We start from the raw sequence: 14999 nt of genomic DNA, 5'->3' as shown, positions 1-14999 counted from the left end.
TGCGTTGTCACGCAACCGCCCGCGCCGTGTCGGTTTCGCGAGAGCCTGACGCCTCGACCATGCGATGGTAGGCAATCCTACTGCCGGAATCGTTCATCTCATGTCGAGCCGCAAGCCAAGACTGATCCTCGTCCATGAGCCGGAGAAGGCTTGTTTCGACCGTCTGGTCGCCGACGGTCATGCGCCGCAGCGTGCCGGCGAAATCGCGTCCTATCTGGCGCAGTCTACCGATCTCGCTCCTGAATTCGAGGCGCTTGACCGCGCCTGCCAGGCACGCGGCCTGTCGTTTGCGCCAGTGGCGCTGGACGACGCCGCAACGGTGCTCGCCGAGGAGCACCCCAGCACGACGCTGGTCTGGACGCTGACCGACGGCATCGCCTATTTCCGCGGCGGCGCGGCGCCCGCTCTGGCGCGATTGGGCGGTTTCAAGACGGTTGGCGCAGATGATGCGCTGTTCGCGCTCTGTCAGGACAAGTTCCGCTCCGGAGCTGTGCTCGGCGCACTCGGCCTGCCGGTGCCGCAGGCCGGGCTCGCGCGGGACGGCCAATGGCTGGTCGAGCCGCCGGCCTCGCCCGCCGGCTGGTTCGTCAAGCCCAACCGGCTCGGCGCCAAGATCGGTATCTGGCCGGACTCGCGTGTGGCCGACCTCGGCCATGCGCTGGAGCTTAGCCGGCGCGTCTTTTCGGCCTATCGCGACGATGTCGTCGTCCAGCCCTATGTCGCCGGCCGCAATGTGCGCGCCAGTTTCCTCGGCCTGGGGCCTGGCGCCGGGGTCGAAGCGCTTGGCGTGGCCTTTGTCGATTCAGGCGCCGATTTCCAGACTATGGCCGACAGCCTGGCGCTCTACGGCGACACTGGCGAGGCAGCGAAAGCGGCGGGACACTACGCCGAACCGGAACTCGTCGCGGTTGCCGACAGCCAGCCGGCCGCCGACGCCACGATACGTGCGATCGCCGGGCGGCTGATGAGCGGGCTCGGCCTGCGCGACGTGTTTTCCATCGATCTCAGGGTCGAGGCCGACGATACCGTCCATCTCATCGAGTTCGAGGTCTGCCCTGGCCTGCCCTGCTTCGATTTTCGCGCCTATTGCCGCCAGCAATGGGGCCTCGAGCTGGCCGACGCCATGGCCGAGACAGCGGCGAGCCGGCTGATCGGCCAAGAGCATCGCGCCTGAAGGCGCGAGGGCAGATCGCGGGCCGACGGGCGGACGCGTTTCACTGCGGCATTCGCTCGACCGCCTGCAAGGACGGATCCATCTTGTCCCAGGCATGGCCGTGGCTCGTGTAGGTCACCATCTGCGGGCTGAACTGTTCCGGATCGTCGAGGCTGGCCGCGTGGACCACTATCAGCTCGGGCATGGCGACGGGTATCAGAAAGACCGGCGTTCCGCAGGTTGGACAGAAGGTGTGGATTTTTTCGTTGCCGCTGGCGCCCGCCACGCGCCAGGTGCTCACCTCCCCGGTGATGACCATATCGGCGCGCTGGCCGAAGGTCAGGTAGGATCCGTGGCCGGTGCCTGAGCGCTTCTGGCAATCGCTGCACTGGCAGTGGTTCTGGAAGATCGGCTCGTCATTGGTTTCGTAGCGGATCGCGCCGCATGCGCAGCCGCCGGTATAACGCTTGGTCATTGTCATTCTCCACGGGCCTGATTCTGCTTGAGGTCGCAACATCAGGCCGATTTCGGCTTGGCGAAAATGTCGATGCCGCTGCCGGTTTCGAGGAAGGATTTCAGGCTCGACAGCACCGCCGGCCAGCCCTGGCTGACGCCCTTCGCCATGCCGCTGCCGGCCTCGAGTTCGTCATGGCTGACGGTCAGCCGCACCATGGTGTCGTATTCCTCGATGGCGAACGTCACCTGGCTGGTTTTCGACGGATCGTCGGCCTGCGAAGCGTTCGCCCAGGTGATGACGAGCCGGGTCGGCGGCGAAATCTCGACGACCTTGCCGACGAGTTCGACGGTCCGTTCGTCATTGGCGCGGATGTGCTCCCATTTCGAGCCCGGCGTCCATTCCGAGACGTTCTCGTGGCCCCAGTAGCGCTTTGCGACATCGGGCTTGATTATGGCCTCGAACACCTTCTGCGGCGTAGAGCGGATATAGGTCACGTAGACAAAGCTCGTGGTCTCTTTGGTGGTCATTGGTCTTCTCCTTCGAGTTCTTGCTTCAGGTCGTGCAGCAGGCTGAGCCGCTGTCGTTCGAATTTCCGTACCCAGCGCTCGTAGACTTCGTGCAGCGGCACGGGATTGATGAAATGCAGCTTTTCGCGGCCGCGCTTGACTGTGCTCACCAGATTGGCCGCCTCCAGCAGGTCGAGGTGCTGGGTGGCGGATTGCCTGGCCATGTCCAGGTTTTCGCAAAGCTGACCGAGCGTCTGCCCGTTCTGTTCGCACAGAAGGTCAAGCAGCCTTCTGCGTGTCGGGTCGCCCAGCGCTTTGAAAACCTTGTCGGCGTCCATCTGCCTCACCTTGTTGTAGGCACAATATGCAGGTAAATACCTGCATGTCAACCGGCAATCCGACCCGCGTTGAATGACCGCTCGTCGGCACGGCTCCGCACCCGGCAACTGCGCCAGGCAGATGACCGTGAAATCGCCGGAGCAAAGAGATGTAAAATGGGCCTGCGGGGCTTCAAACGCCGCCAGGCTTTATCCCGATTTTGAGCATGATCTCCGGTGAAACCGGAATGACTTTCTTCGGAACTATGCTTGCAAGGACCTCAGGCGCCCTCGACCAGAACGATTTCGCCGTCGGCGACCTTCTGACGGATGGCGACGGCGCGCTGGTATTCCGGCGAATGGTAGCAATCATGCGCGGCGGCAAGCGATTCGAACTCTATGATGACGTTGCGTGCCCGGCCGGGCCCTTCGGCCTTTTCATGCTCGCCGCCGCGCGCCAGGAACTTCGCACCGAAGCGCTCGAAGGCAGGCTTGGCGGCGGCGACATAGTCCTTGTAGCCTTCCGCGTCGCGCACATCGACACGGGCGATCCAGTATCCCTTGGGCATTTTCTTGGTCTCCGAACTTGTTCTTGGAAATCTCAGGCCGAGCGCATCTCGTCGAGGATGGCTTCGGCCGCTTCCCGTTTGTTGTCCGCAGCAATGATCGGCCGGCCGACGACGAGGTGGCTGGCGCCGTTGCGGATCGCCTGGCCCGGCGTCACGACGCGCTTCTGGTCGCCATGGTCGCTGCCCGCCGGCCGGATGCCGGGTGTCACCACCGCCATGTCGGGTCCGACGATGCGGCGCACCGCCTCGGCCTCCGCGGCCGAGCAGACGATGCCGCCCATGCCGGCATGCAGCGCCTGTTCCGAGCGCCTGAGCACCAGCGTATGCGGGTCGTACTCGTAACCGACATCGATCATGTCCTGCTCGTCCATCGAGGTCAGCACGCTGACGGCAAGCAGGCAAAGGTCGCTGCCTCTGGCCGCCTCTACGGCGGCCTGCATAGCCTTCGGATAGGCGTGGATGGTCAGCATGGTCATGCCCATCTTGACGATGTTCTCGACGCCCTTGGCCACCGTGTGGTCGATGTCGAGCAGCTTCATGTCGAGGAAGACCTTGGTGCCGCCGCTGGTCAGTTCCCTGGCGAAATCGAGCCCGCCGGCGAAGGCAAGCTGGTAGCCGATCTTGTAGAAGGAGACGACGCCGTCGAGTTCGCGCACCGCCTGCTCGGCTTCTCTCACTGTCGGCACGTCGAGGCCGACGATCAGCCTTTCCTGCATGGATTGGGCCTGCAAGGTGCTGGCAATCATGTCTCTATCCGGGTGGACAGCATGCGCGAGGTTTCGATCAGCGTGCGGCATAGATGCTCCATCGATTTGTACAGTCTTTCGTGACGGAAATTGCCGTCCTCGTCGAAGGCGCTGCCACCCTCGGGCACCGAGCATTCCGGCGTCACCACCTCCATCTGGCAACGTACCAACACGGCGCGCAGATGGTTGATGCAGCGGATGCCGGCAAAGTGCCCGCTGGAGGACGAACAGAGGCCAACGACCTTGCCGGCAAGTGGCCTCACCGGCCGCCCGCCATCCCTGCGCACCCGGCTCACCCAGTCGATCGTGTTCTTGAGCAGCGGCGGAATGGAGCCGTTATATTCGGGCGTGGCGATCAGCAGCCCGTCATGGGCGATCACCAGACGGCCGAGTTTCTGGGCGTTTTCGGGAACACCCTTTTCCTTTTCCAGATCCTCGTCCAGGATCGGCAAGGGATAGTCGGCAAGCGAGATGCGGGTCACCTCGGCGCCTTGCATGGCAAGTTCCTTCTGCGCCACGTCGGCCGTCCTGCCGCTATAGGCGCCGCTGCGCACCGAGCCGGCGAAGACGAGGATTTTCGGGATCACTGCCATTGGCCACCCTTGTTCCCGGACAGGTACAGCCAAGGACCGAGCAAATCAACGCCAACTTCGTCATCCCTGGCGAAGCAGGAGCGAAGCTCCGTCGTGGAGACCCTGGGATCCATTCCGTGACCTTGATCGTAGAGTGCGGCGGAACAGAACTCTGCGCCGTGGCGTGCACTCGGAAGTCGCGGCATGGATCCTCGGGTCTGCGCTGCGTCGCTGCGCTCCTTGCTCCGCCCGTGGATGACGAAGTCATAGAGTTTGCGCGAGTCGCCGAGCGGTTCCGCTCCGAGAAACTAATGCGCCTCGCGCCGGTAGATCCACAGCTGCGTCGGCGGGATGTTGCGGAGGATGAAATCGAAATGCTTGACCGTATAATTGCCACGGCCGGCCGGGATCGGCGACATCGGGCCGTAGGTCAGCTGCACGATCGGCCGTCCGGCCGGGATGCGGTCGAGCAGGCTCTCGATATAGGCAATGCGCTGGGCGACTGGGAAGTTGAGCAGCGGCACGCCGGAAACGACGGAATCGAAGATCATCCCGCTCTTGTCGCCAAGCGTGGCGTTGAGATTGAAGGCATCGCCCTCGATGACGTTGACGCCGGGATAGAGCCGCCGCAGATGACGGACGAAATCCGCGGAATACTCGACCGCGTAGAGGTTTTCGGGCCGCACGCCCTGGGCGAGGATGGCGCGGGTGATGACGCCGGTACCGGGGCCGACCTCAAGCACCGGCAGGCCGGATTTAGGATTGACGATCGAGGCCATTTTGCGCGCGGTGACCGAACTGGTGGGCACGATCGAACCAACCGCCTTCGGCTTGTCGATCCAGCCCTTGAAGAATTTGAGTTCGTCGTCGAACTTTTCGACAAGCGCCTTCCGCAGTCCAGGGCCACGTGTCATGCAAGCTCTCCTCAGCGCTCCCCGCAAAGTTACTTAGCACCTGAGCGGTGCTAGGCAAGGCGCGGCCGGACGCATGTCGTGGATAAGATAATTTTCGTCGCGTCTCAAGGGGTGACGCGATTCAAGGATTTACGCGTTGCAAATCGGCTTAGGCTGGCCAAAGTGCATCAACGTTCGCCAAAGGACTCGAAAAAATCCTTCATGCGGGCAAAAAAGCCGCTCGATTGGGGCGAATTGTCCTGCGAGGAGAGCTGTTCGAACTCCTCCAGCAGCTCACGCTGGCGGCGGGTCAGGTTCTGCGGCGTCTCGACCGCGGTCTGGATGTAGAGGTCGCCGACATTGGGCTGACGCAGCACAGGCATGCCCTTGCCCTTGAGACGGAACTGGCGCCCGTTCTGCGTGCCCTCGGTCACCTTGACCTTTGTCTGCGTGCCGTCCAGCGTCGTCACCTCGAAGGAGCCGCCAAGGGCTGCCGTCGTCATCGAGATCGGCACCTTGCAATACAGGTCGGCGCCGTCGCGTTGGAAGAACTCGTGCGGTTTGACCGCCAGGAAAATATAGAGGTCGCCCGATGGCCCGCCGCGCAGGCCGGCTTCGCCCTCATTGGCAAGGCGGATGCGGGTGCCGTCCTCGATGCCGGCCGGGATGTTGACCGACAGCGAACGCTCCTCGGTGACGCGGCCCTGGCCGGCGCATTTCGGGCACGGATCCTTGATCGTCTGGCCGCGGCCCTGGCATTGCGGGCAGGTCCGTTCGATCGAGAAGAAACCTTGCGTGGCGCGCACCTTGCCGTGGCCGTTGCACATCGAGCAGGTGACGGGCTGGGTGCCGGGCTTGGCGCCGCTGCCCGAACATTCAGAGCAGGAGATCGACGCCGGCACCCGGATCTGCGCGGTCTTGCCGGCAAAAGCCTCTTCCAGGGTGATTTCCATGTTGTAGCGCAGGTCGGCGCCGCGTTCGCGGCCGCCCGACGAACGGCGCTGGCGCCCGCCCATCATGTCGCCGAAAATGTCCTCGAAGATATCGGCGAAACCGCCGGCGCCAAAACCTTGCGCGCCGCCATTCATGCCGCCCTGTTCGAAGGCGGCGTGGCCAAAGCGGTCGTAGGCCGCGCGCTTCTGCGGGTCTTTCAGCGTCTCGTAGGCTTCGTTGATTTCCTTGAACTTGTGCTCGCAGGAATGATCGCCGGGGTTGCGGTCGGGATGGAACTGCATGGCGAGCTTGCGGAAAGCGCTCTTGAGCTCCTTCTCGTCGGCGCCTTTTTGGACGCCCAGCGTCTCGTAGAAATCAGCTTTCATTTTTTCCCGCTGTCCGGATGCTCAACGTCTTGAAGCATTGTTGCGTCTCTTGCCGGCACTGACGCTTCGATTTAGGTGCGATGGAAGGGGGATGCCAGTGTCGACGCGGCTTTGCCTGCATTTTTTCAGCAAGGCCCGCTGTTTTTCTGCAAGGGGTTGCAAAAAAGCCCGGCCTTCGCCGGGCTTTTCGCTTTATCTTGCCGTCAAACGGTTCAGGCCGACTTCTTCTTGTCGTCATCCTCGTCGATTTCCTCGAAATCGGCGTCGACAACGTCACTGTCCTTGGCGGCATCCGCCTTGGCGTCGGCTTCGGCCGCTTCCTTCTGCGAAGCCTCGTACATGGCCTGGCCAAGCTTCATCGAAGCCTCGGCAAGCGCCTGGCTCTTGGCTTCGATGTCGGCCGGGTCGTCGCCTTCGGTCGCGGTCTTCAGCGCCGCGATCGCGTCGGAGATCGCCGTGCGCTCGCCTTCCGAAACCTTGTCGCCATATTCCTTCAGCGACTTCTCCGAGGAATGCAGCAGCGCTTCGGCCTGGTTGCGGGCCTCGACCAGCGCACGCCGCTTCTTGTCGGTCTCGGCGTTGGCCTCGGCGTCCTTGACCATCTTCTCGATGTCGGCGTCCGAAAGACCGCCCGATGCCTGGATGCGGATCTGGTGTTCCTTGCCGGTGCCCTTGTCCTTGGCCGAAACGTTGACGATGCCGTTGGCGTCGATGTCGAAGGTGACCTCGATCTGCGGCACGCCGCGCGGCGCCGGCGGAATGCCGACCAGGTCGAACTGGCCGAGCGCCTTGTTGTCGGCGGCCATTTCGCGCTCACCCTGGAAAACCCGGATGGTCACGGCCGACTGTGAGTCCTCGGCCGTCGAGAACACCTGGCTCTTCTTGGTCGGGATCGTCGTGTTGCGTTCGATCAGGCGGGTGAACACGCCACCCAGCGTCTCGATGCCGAGCGACAGCGGCGTCACGTCGAGCAACAGCACGTCCTTGACGTCGCCCTGCAGCACGCCGGCCTGGATGGCGGCGCCGAGAGCGACGACTTCATCCGGATTGACGCCCTTGTGCGGCTCCTTGCCGAAGAACTGCTTCACGATCTCCTGGATCTTGGGCATGCGGGTCATGCCGCCGACCAAGACGACTTCGTCGATCTCGCCGGCCTTCAGGCCGGCATCCTTCAATGCAGCCTTGCAAGGGGCAATCGTGCGCTGGACCAGATCGTCGACCAGCTGCTCGAACTTGGCGCGCGTCAGCTTCAGCGTCAGGTGCTTCGGCCCGGTCGCGTCGGCGGTGATGAAGGGCAGGTTGATTTCGGTCTGGGTGGTCGACGACAGCTCGATCTTGGCCTTTTCAGCCGCCTCCTTGAGGCGCTGCAGGGCAAGCTTGTCGTTCTTCAGGTCGATGCCCTGTTCCTTCTTGAACTCGGCCGCCAGGTATTCGACCAGGCGCATGTCGAAATCCTCGCCGCCGAGGAAAGTGTCGCCATTGGTCGACTTGACCTCGAACACGCCGTCGCCGATTTCGAGCACCGAAATGTCGAACGTGCCGCCGCCAAGGTCATAGACGGCAATGGTCTTGCCTTCCTTCTTGTCGAGGCCATAGGCAAGCGCTGCCGCGGTCGGCTCGTTGATGATGCGCAGCACTTCAAGGCCGGCGATCTTGCCGGCGTCCTTGGTCGCCTGGCGCTGGGCGTCGTTGAAATAGGCTGGAACGGTGATGACCGCCTTCTCGACCTTCTCGCCGAGATAGGCTTCCGCCGTCTCCTTCATCTTCTGCAGGATCATGGCCGAGATCTGCGAGGGCGACTGCTTCCTGCCGCCGGCTTCGACCCAGGCATCGCCATTGTCGCCCTTGACGATCTTGTAGGGGACAAGCTTCTTGTCCTTCTCCGTCACCGGATCGTCATAGCGGCGGCCGATCAGGCGCTTGACCGCGAAGATGGTGTTTTCAGGATTGGTGACCGCCTGGCGCTTGGCCGGCTGGCCGACCAGACGTTCGTCGTCGCCCGAAATGGCGACGATGGAAGGCGTCGTGCGCGCGCCTTCCGCATTCTCGATCACCTTGGGCTCCTTGCCATCCATGATGGCGATACACGAGTTGGTGGTGCCGAGATCGATACCGATTACTTTTGCCATTTTTCTAGTCTCTCCGCTAAGCAGGCTATCAGGACCCGTACAGGCGTTCCGACGAAAGCCCCTGTTCACAAGAAATCCCGTTCCGGCAACCGGCATTCCGGCGCCGAACGGCTTGGCGCGTATATAAGAACAGGCGGCATCGCGCGCAAGCATTCTGCGCAAGGCTTCCATGAACCTTTCCACCTCCGCCTGCGACTGATCTCCAGGTGCCGCATGGTGCGGCCCGGAAAGGAAGCCCCCATGACCAATAACCCAGAGACTCCCAGGTCTCCGGGAACAACAGGAGCTCGGCGCGACCACCGCCTTCGGGACGAGGTCGATGCGCTGGGCTTTCTGTTGATTCCGTTGACCCTGCGTAAGAGCAGGCGTATCGTCATCTTGAGGAAAGCAGACAATTCGATCAGGGAAGAACGAGCCGGACCGCCGCGCCTTGCCCTGATTTGCGCGGCCAGACCCGACGTTCTCCCGTCGACTACGGGGGGTAGTGTCATGTCTCGCATCCGCGGCTCGTTCGTGTCGTCTCTTGCTGGCGGCTTGCGCCGCGCTGTGCATCCAGGCGGGTTGCTGGCACTCGGCCTGTGGCTGGGCTCCGCGCAGGCGCAGGAAACCCGGATCATCTATCCCGGTTCGATGGCGGTGACCGGATTTTCCGGCACCATCATTCCCAATTTCGACCCCCCTGATTCCGAAAAAGAGGGCCTGCCGCCCGGCGTCGATCCGGTCGACGAAACCTTCATCGACACCACGCGCGCCACCTTGCGCGTCTTCGACGTCTCGCAACTGGGCGGACCAGCCACCGGCCAGCTCGTCAACACGCCACCGCCCTTCGAGGTGACGGCGGAGCAGGTCGGCCAGGTGTTCGGCGTCACCTACGATGACGGCGTGCGCGACGGCGTTCCGACGGGCATTCCCAATCTCTATGCCGGCGCCACCTCGCTGCACGGCATCCGTATCGTCACCCCGGACGCCGACGATGACGGCCGCCCCGAGCGGCAGCGCCGCGGCGCTGCCGGCGCCATCTTCATGGATGGCCAGTTCGGCACCGAAAACGGCGGCGGGCCGGGCACCGTCTGGAAGATCGACGGCATCACCGGCCAGGTCTCCAAATTCGCCGACATCGACACCAACAGCGGTCCCGGCATCGGCAATCTCACTTTCGACGCCACTCACCGCGAGTTCTTCGCGTCCGATCTCGATACCGGCCTGATCCATCGCATCGATGCCGAAGGCAGGCTGATCGACAGCTTCGATCACGGCGTTGCCGGCCGTCCCGCGCATGGGCTTGCTCCAGTCGCCGACGACGGTTCGGTGATGGACATAAAGGGAGCGACCTTCGACAGCGAAGACCCCGACAGCTGGGGCTACACGCAGGACGAGCGCCGCGTCTGGGGCGTCTCCTACCATGGCGGCCGGCTCTACTACTCGGTCGGCGAAAAGTCGGAAATCTGGTCGGTGGGCATCGCCCGCGACGGCAGTTTTGTCGGCGACCCGCGCTGGGAACTGACGGTCAAGGCCGACAAGGACTACGCCGTCACCGACATCGCCTTCGACAATAGCGGCTTCATGTACCTGGCCCAGCGCGGCCCAGTCGAGAACCGCTACGATTACAGCCAATTCGCCGATTCCGGCAAAGGCGAGGTCATCCGCTACTTCCGAGAGAACCCGGACGATCCGGAGACGGAATCGGTCTGGGTCGAAGTGCCGCAGGGATATGCGGTCGGTTTCCCGCAGGGCAACCGGCAGGCCGCCGGCGGTCTCGACCTGCAATATGGTTATGATTCCGACGGCAATCTCGACACATCGGTCTGCACGCAGACGCTGGTCAACACTGGCGACAAGCTGCGCGACAATCCTTCACTCGCCGAACAGCTCGCCGCCGGCGGGCCGCTGGCCGTGCATGGCGTCCAGATCACGCCGAAAGAGCTGGTCAAGCCGGCCAACGTGCCGCTCTTCGGCTCCTGGTTCGTCGACTTCGACGGTTATTTTGAAGATCCGGAGGTCGAGGGCCATGTCGGCGACGTTGCCGTCTGGCATCCTTGCGAGGGCCGCGCCGGCTATTACGAGGAAATCCCGGGCGGCTACCTGCCCCCCTTCTACCCGCCGGATTTCCCACCACCCGGCAACCTGCCTCCGTGCATCGATGTCGAGGATATCAGGTATTACTGTACGCCTCGCGGCCTCCAGGCCGATCTCTATCTCCATGACCGCGCCGGCTTCGGCGGCGATTCGATCAAGGCCCAACCTTCCAATGAGACAAAGTCCAGGACGCCAGGCGTCGGGGTGACATCATCCCAGTCGCATGCGCCCGGCAAGCCTTACACGGTCGACATCACCGGCCACTATCCGGGCGACAGAGTGGATGTTGGACTTTGCATCTACAGGAAGTCCGACAAGGACAAGGGTGGCTACTACCCTTGCTGCAAGATGATCTTGCCGCTCCGAACCCCAGCCGTCAGCTGCGAACGTTGAGGAGGGGAAGATGAAAAATCTCGCACTCTCCCCGCTCACGACGAGCTCGCAATCCACAGTCATGGAGACGATCATGAAACCCCTGTCATACGCCAGGCGCGGCGCGCGCTGGCTGATGGCGGCCGGTATCGCGGTCGCCATGTTCACCCCTGTGGCAAGCCACGCGGAAGACGCCGCCCCGATCACCCCGGAACTGAGGCTCGATCTCGACAATTCGAAGATCGTCAATCCGAGGCCGGAGCGGGCGGTGCCCTTCTTCACCAAGAAAGGCACCCAGCGGAGCTGCGACTATGTCGTCTACTCCCTGAGCTTTGGCCTGCGCGATGCGCAAGCCTTCGCCGACCTGACAGCCTTGCTGAAAACGCTCAAGATCGAGTTCAAGGACCAGCTTCCACACGGCCTTTCGATCGTCAGCGCGAATGTGTCGGGCGACGGCACGGACGCTTCGGGCGGACCATTGCCCGGCGTTTCGATCAGCACCTCGGCCGGTCCGAACGACACGGCAACGGTGTCCGATTTCCGGCTCTCCGCCGCTGATCTCGACGGCGCCGGTGCCGCCAATGAACGCGTCATCAACTTCCAGATCACGGCCAAGATCGACCATGCGGCGTTTCCTTCGCCGACCGTGATCGACAACCAGGGTGTGATCAAGGTCAGCAACGGAGCCGGCCCCGGGACCATCATCCGGTCGCAGGATCCGGGCAAGCCCGACGATGGCGACTACAAGACCGGGGCCAAGACCTCGATCAAGATCGACCTCACCAACTGTGATAAGCGGCCACCGCCTCCCGACCGGGAATGCTTCAAGGTGGAACGCGGCACGGTGGACTGCGTGCCCGGCGGCGGCGCCTTCATCTACCACATGCCGGTCGGCCCGGAGATGGGCGGCAAGTGGGTGCAGGTGTCGACGACCACATCAGGCGTCACCATCATCCCCGACACCCAGTTGGTGCCGGCGGGCGGCGGTGTGCTCAACTGGAAGATCGTCGGCGCATCGCCCGGCGACGTCATCCACCTCATCGTCACCGGCATCGAAACCTATGCCGGTCCGAAGGAAGGCTGGGGCCTTTGCTGCACGCAGACGATCGACATCGTCATCCCGCGTGACCAGAGGTGCCCGCCCAAGGACAAGGAGCCGGACCTCAAGGTCGAGAAACGCGCCGACGTGACGCGTTGCACGATGGGTGGCGGCTGCGACTTCACCATCAGGGTCACCAATGTCGGCACCGGTGCCTACCACGGCAAGATCGTGCTCGACGAGGTGACGCTGCCGGCCGGATCGACGCTCGATTCAGGACCCAATCCGCCCTGGGTCTGCGTACCCGGCGTCACCCCGATGATTTGCACCTACCCAGTAACCACGCTCAATCCGGGGGCCTCCGTCAACCTCAAGCTCGGCTTCAAGCCGGCCGGAGGCTGGCAAGGCAGCGTCTTGCGTAACTGCGCCACCTATAATTACGGCGCCAGCGGCAAGCCGCTGTTCGGCAGCCAGTCGAACGATCGCGGCTGCGCCTCGATCCCGATCTGCCGGCGTGGCGATCGTGACCGCGACTGCCGGCCGCCGGTCGAGAAGAAGGTCGACCTGATCCTGAAGAAGCGTGCCCGCGTCCCGGTCTGCACGGCCGACGGCATCTGCCACTTCGTGATCGACATCATCAACAACGGCACATCGACTTATAACGGGCCGCTGACGGTGATCGACAGCTACCCGGCCGGCGCGCCGGCCTCCTCGACCTTCGGCCCAAGCCCGCCATGGACCTGCGTACCGACAGGTCCCGGCCTGTTCCGCTGCGGCCATGCGGGGATCTCGCTGCCTCCGGGCGGCTCGACGCCGATCGTCGTCAAGGCGGTCATGCCGGCCGGCTATCAGTCGGACATTGTCGAGAATTGCGCGACGGTGAAGCCCATCCCCGGCGAAAACGACCTCACCAACAACAAGGCCTGCGCCAAGGAACGCTTCCGCCATCCCAATGGCGGCAAGCCGACCCTGCGCATCACCAAGGTCTGCAACGGCTCGCTCGCCGGTGCCGCGCTGATCTCTTGCCGCATCACCGTCATCAGCCTTGGCACCGCTGCCCCCACCGGTCCGGTGCGGGTCAACGATGCCGCCACGCTGGTGGCCGGCGGCGCGCCTGTCCAGATCCAGACCGTCACCCCTGACGGCGCGGAATGGGCGTGCGGACCGGTTCCGGCCAACGCGCTGTCGTGCCAGATTCCCGGTGCCGTCATGACACCTGGAACCAGTCGCCACTTCGACGTGACGGTTTCGGCCAATGGCGCGTTCGAAAACTGCGCGCGGGGCTCCTATGGGCCGGCACCGGGCGACGACGTCGTCTATCCCTTTGGCCAGGCCTGCGCCAAGGGCGGCGGCGCCTCGACCATCCGTGTCGAAAAGACCGGCGACCGCGAATGCAGGCTCGGCCAACCCTGCTCGTTCGAGATCACCGTCACCAATGACGGAGCGACCGCCTTCTCCGGGCCGGTCCGCATTGGCGATGCGATCGGCGTGGAGGGTCTCGGCAGGCTGGAAGGCGTTGAGATCACGTCGATCGATCCGCCCTTCGGCTGCTCGCCGGAACCGGCAACCTTGCCTGCGTCCTGCATTGCCAATTTGTCGCTCGGCGCCGGCGAAAGCCGGGTGCATCATGTCACCGTGGTCATTCCCGACGACGGTCGTCTGGCCAATCTGCAGGGCAATGTCAGCGGCCAGAACTGCGTCGGCGTGCTCTCTCCCGACACACGGGTGCAAGGCGGTGGCGACGTGCTTGGCGGCGATCAGGCCAATGTGCAGGGCGATCGCGGCAAGGCCTATGCCTGCCATCCCTTCACCATCAGCCAGGAGACGAAGAAGGAATGCTCGCAAGGCTTCGTCATGAACGATGCCGGCCGCTGCGTCTGCCCGGAAGGCACCACCTACCGCAACGGCCAGTGCTCGCCGGGCGGCGGTATCGTGCCGAAGCCGGAACAGCCGAAGCGCTGTGTGCTGCTCGAAGGCCAGATCCGCACCGAGGACGGACGTTGCGTCTGCCCACGCGGAACCGGGCTTGAGAACGGCAGATGTGTCAGGACCGACAAGCCCGAGCAGTGCACTATCCGTGGCCAGGTCCACAATGCGGATGGCGATTGTGTCTGCCCCAGGGGAACCGAGATCCGGGGCAATGCCTGCCGCCCGATCCAGCCAAAGCCTGAGCAGTGCACCATCCGTGGCCAGGTCCACGATGCCGATGGCGATTGTGTCTGCCCGAGAGGGACCGAGGTGCGCAATGGCGCCTGCCGTCCGATGCGGCCAAAGCCCGAGCAGTGCACGATCCGTGGTCAGGTTCACGACGCCGACGGCGATTGTGTCTGCCCAAGGGGTACCGAGGTCAGAAACGGAGCCTGCCGCCCGATTCGGCCGAAGCCTGAGCAATGCACGATCCGTGGCCAGGTCCATGACGCAAAGGGCAATTGTGTCTGCCCGAGGGGTACCGAGGTGCGGGGCAATGTCTGCCGGCGCAAGCAGCCGACGCAGGAGCAATGCGACATACGCGGCCAGGTCCACAACAAGCGTGGCGAGTGTGTCTGTCCGCGTGGGACGCAGGTGATCAACGGCGCATGCCGCAAGCCCAGGCAAGAGGTGGAATGCGCACCGGGCTCGCAGATGATCAACGGCCAGTGCCAGCCGATCATCAGGCGGCGCTGCCCGGAAGGTACGATCGGACGCTATCCGAACTGCCGGCCGCTCCGCGGGCAACCGTCGCTGGAGCTCAACCCCGGCCTGCTGCTGCAGCAGGTACTGCCACGGCGCAGGCCGCAGGTCGAACAGCAGCAGGATCCGGTTCCAGACAGAATCCTGAAGCTCCAGCAGCAATAACGATCTGCTCGACGCC

At 63.7% G+C, this 14999-nt stretch carries 12 protein-coding genes; 3 read left to right on the top strand and 9 right to left on the bottom strand.

Features of this window, described 5'->3' with window-relative positions; genetic code table 11:
* Positions 1 to 100: 100 nt before the first annotated feature.
* On the top strand, positions 101 to 1174 hold the full coding sequence (locus NP945_RS29580; protein ID WP_256748292.1) for a D-alanine:D-lactate ligase-like protein: 1074 nt from the start codon (positions 101 to 103) through the stop codon (positions 1172 to 1174).
* Positions 1175 to 1214: 40 nt separating this feature from the next.
* Here NP945_RS29580 and NP945_RS29575 read toward each other — a convergent pair whose 3' ends face one another.
* The 9 genes from NP945_RS29575 to dnaK form a co-directional block, all read right to left on the bottom strand.
* The gene (locus tag NP945_RS29575; protein WP_256748291.1) at positions 1215 to 1628 is read right to left on the bottom strand and encodes a GFA family protein; all 414 of its coding nucleotides are present in this window, start codon (positions 1626 to 1628) and stop codon (positions 1215 to 1217) included.
* A 41-nt stretch (positions 1629 to 1669) separates the two neighbouring features.
* Positions 1670 to 2137 carry an SRPBCC family protein gene (locus NP945_RS29570; RefSeq protein WP_128307582.1) on the bottom strand — a complete coding sequence of 156 codons (468 nt, stop codon included), beginning with the start codon at positions 2135 to 2137 and terminating at the stop codon, positions 1670 to 1672.
* Positions 2134 to 2454: a helix-turn-helix transcriptional regulator gene (locus NP945_RS29565; protein WP_056592605.1), complete on the bottom strand. Its 321-nt coding sequence runs from the start codon at positions 2452 to 2454 to the stop codon at positions 2134 to 2136. The genes NP945_RS29570 and NP945_RS29565 overlap by 4 nt, the downstream gene beginning before the upstream one ends.
* A 260-nt stretch (positions 2455 to 2714) precedes the next feature.
* Positions 2715 to 3002 (bottom strand): DUF1330 domain-containing protein, encoded by a 288-nt coding sequence (locus tag NP945_RS29560; RefSeq protein WP_023762651.1) that lies wholly within the window; start codon positions 3000 to 3002, stop codon positions 2715 to 2717.
* Positions 3003 to 3034: 32 nt separating this feature from the next.
* The gene (gene pyrF / locus NP945_RS29555; protein WP_256748290.1) at positions 3035 to 3748 is read right to left on the bottom strand and encodes an orotidine-5'-phosphate decarboxylase; all 714 of its coding nucleotides are present in this window, start codon (positions 3746 to 3748) and stop codon (positions 3035 to 3037) included.
* The gene (locus NP945_RS29550; RefSeq protein ID WP_256748289.1) at positions 3745 to 4341 is read right to left on the bottom strand and encodes an NADPH-dependent FMN reductase; all 597 of its coding nucleotides are present in this window, start codon (positions 4339 to 4341) and stop codon (positions 3745 to 3747) included. Before NP945_RS29550 ends, pyrF begins: the two co-directional genes overlap by 4 nt.
* Before the next feature lie 287 nt (positions 4342 to 4628).
* The gene (gene pmtA, locus NP945_RS29545) at positions 4629 to 5234 is read right to left on the bottom strand and encodes a phospholipid N-methyltransferase PmtA (RefSeq protein WP_023810874.1); all 606 of its coding nucleotides are present in this window, start codon (positions 5232 to 5234) and stop codon (positions 4629 to 4631) included.
* Between the two features lie 167 nt (positions 5235 to 5401).
* Positions 5402 to 6532 carry a molecular chaperone DnaJ gene (dnaJ, locus tag NP945_RS29540; RefSeq protein ID WP_013528587.1) on the bottom strand — a complete coding sequence of 377 codons (1131 nt, stop codon included), beginning with the start codon at positions 6530 to 6532 and terminating at the stop codon, positions 5402 to 5404.
* A gap of 212 nt (positions 6533 to 6744) precedes the next feature.
* On the bottom strand, positions 6745 to 8661 hold the full coding sequence (gene dnaK, locus NP945_RS29535; RefSeq protein WP_023810872.1) for a molecular chaperone DnaK: 1917 nt from the start codon (positions 8659 to 8661) through the stop codon (positions 6745 to 6747).
* Positions 8662 to 8874: 213 nt separating this feature from the next.
* On the opposite strand from dnaK, the gene NP945_RS29530 reads away from it, so the two are divergent.
* Positions 8875 to 11130, top strand: coding sequence for a hypothetical protein (locus NP945_RS29530; RefSeq protein ID WP_256748288.1), 2256 nt, complete (start codon positions 8875 to 8877; stop codon positions 11128 to 11130).
* Positions 11131 to 11140: 10 nt separating this feature from the next.
* The gene (locus tag NP945_RS29525) at positions 11141 to 14983 is read left to right on the top strand and encodes a DUF11 domain-containing protein (protein WP_256748287.1); all 3843 of its coding nucleotides are present in this window, start codon (positions 11141 to 11143) and stop codon (positions 14981 to 14983) included.
* Positions 14984 to 14999: the final 16 nt, after the last annotated feature.

This window comes from Mesorhizobium sp. LMG17149 (assembly GCF_024518695.1).
Lineage (GTDB): Bacteria > Pseudomonadota > Alphaproteobacteria > Rhizobiales > Rhizobiaceae > Mesorhizobium.
This window is presented reverse-complemented; position numbering and strand designations above follow the sequence as displayed.

Bases quoted from the DNA above. Each gene is read 5' to 3' on its own strand.
- pmtA (WP_023810874.1), bottom strand. From the start codon at position 5,234: ATGACACGTGGCCCTGGACTGCGGAAGGCGCTTGTCGAAAAGTTCGAC.
- NP945_RS29525 (WP_256748287.1), top strand. From the start codon at position 11,141: ATGAAAAATCTCGCACTCTCCCCGCTCACGACGAGCTCGCAATCCACA.
- dnaK (WP_023810872.1), bottom strand. From the start codon at position 8,661: ATGGCAAAAGTAATCGGTATCGATCTCGGCACCACCAACTCGTGTATC.
- NP945_RS29560 (WP_023762651.1), bottom strand. From the start codon at position 3,002: ATGCCCAAGGGATACTGGATCGCCCGTGTCGATGTGCGCGACGCGGAA.
- dnaJ (WP_013528587.1), bottom strand. From the start codon at position 6,532: ATGAAAGCTGATTTCTACGAGACGCTGGGCGTCCAAAAAGGCGCCGAC.
- NP945_RS29580 (WP_256748292.1), top strand. From the start codon at position 101: ATGTCGAGCCGCAAGCCAAGACTGATCCTCGTCCATGAGCCGGAGAAG.
- NP945_RS29570 (WP_128307582.1), bottom strand. From the start codon at position 2,137: ATGACCACCAAAGAGACCACGAGCTTTGTCTACGTGACCTATATCCGC.
- NP945_RS29565 (WP_056592605.1), bottom strand. From the start codon at position 2,454: ATGGACGCCGACAAGGTTTTCAAAGCGCTGGGCGACCCGACACGCAGA.
- NP945_RS29575 (WP_256748291.1), bottom strand. From the start codon at position 1,628: ATGACCAAGCGTTATACCGGCGGCTGCGCATGCGGCGCGATCCGCTAC.
- NP945_RS29530 (WP_256748288.1), top strand. From the start codon at position 8,875: ATGGTGCGGCCCGGAAAGGAAGCCCCCATGACCAATAACCCAGAGACT.
- pyrF (WP_256748290.1), bottom strand. From the start codon at position 3,748: ATGATTGCCAGCACCTTGCAGGCCCAATCCATGCAGGAAAGGCTGATC.
- NP945_RS29550 (WP_256748289.1), bottom strand. From the start codon at position 4,341: ATGGCAGTGATCCCGAAAATCCTCGTCTTCGCCGGCTCGGTGCGCAGC.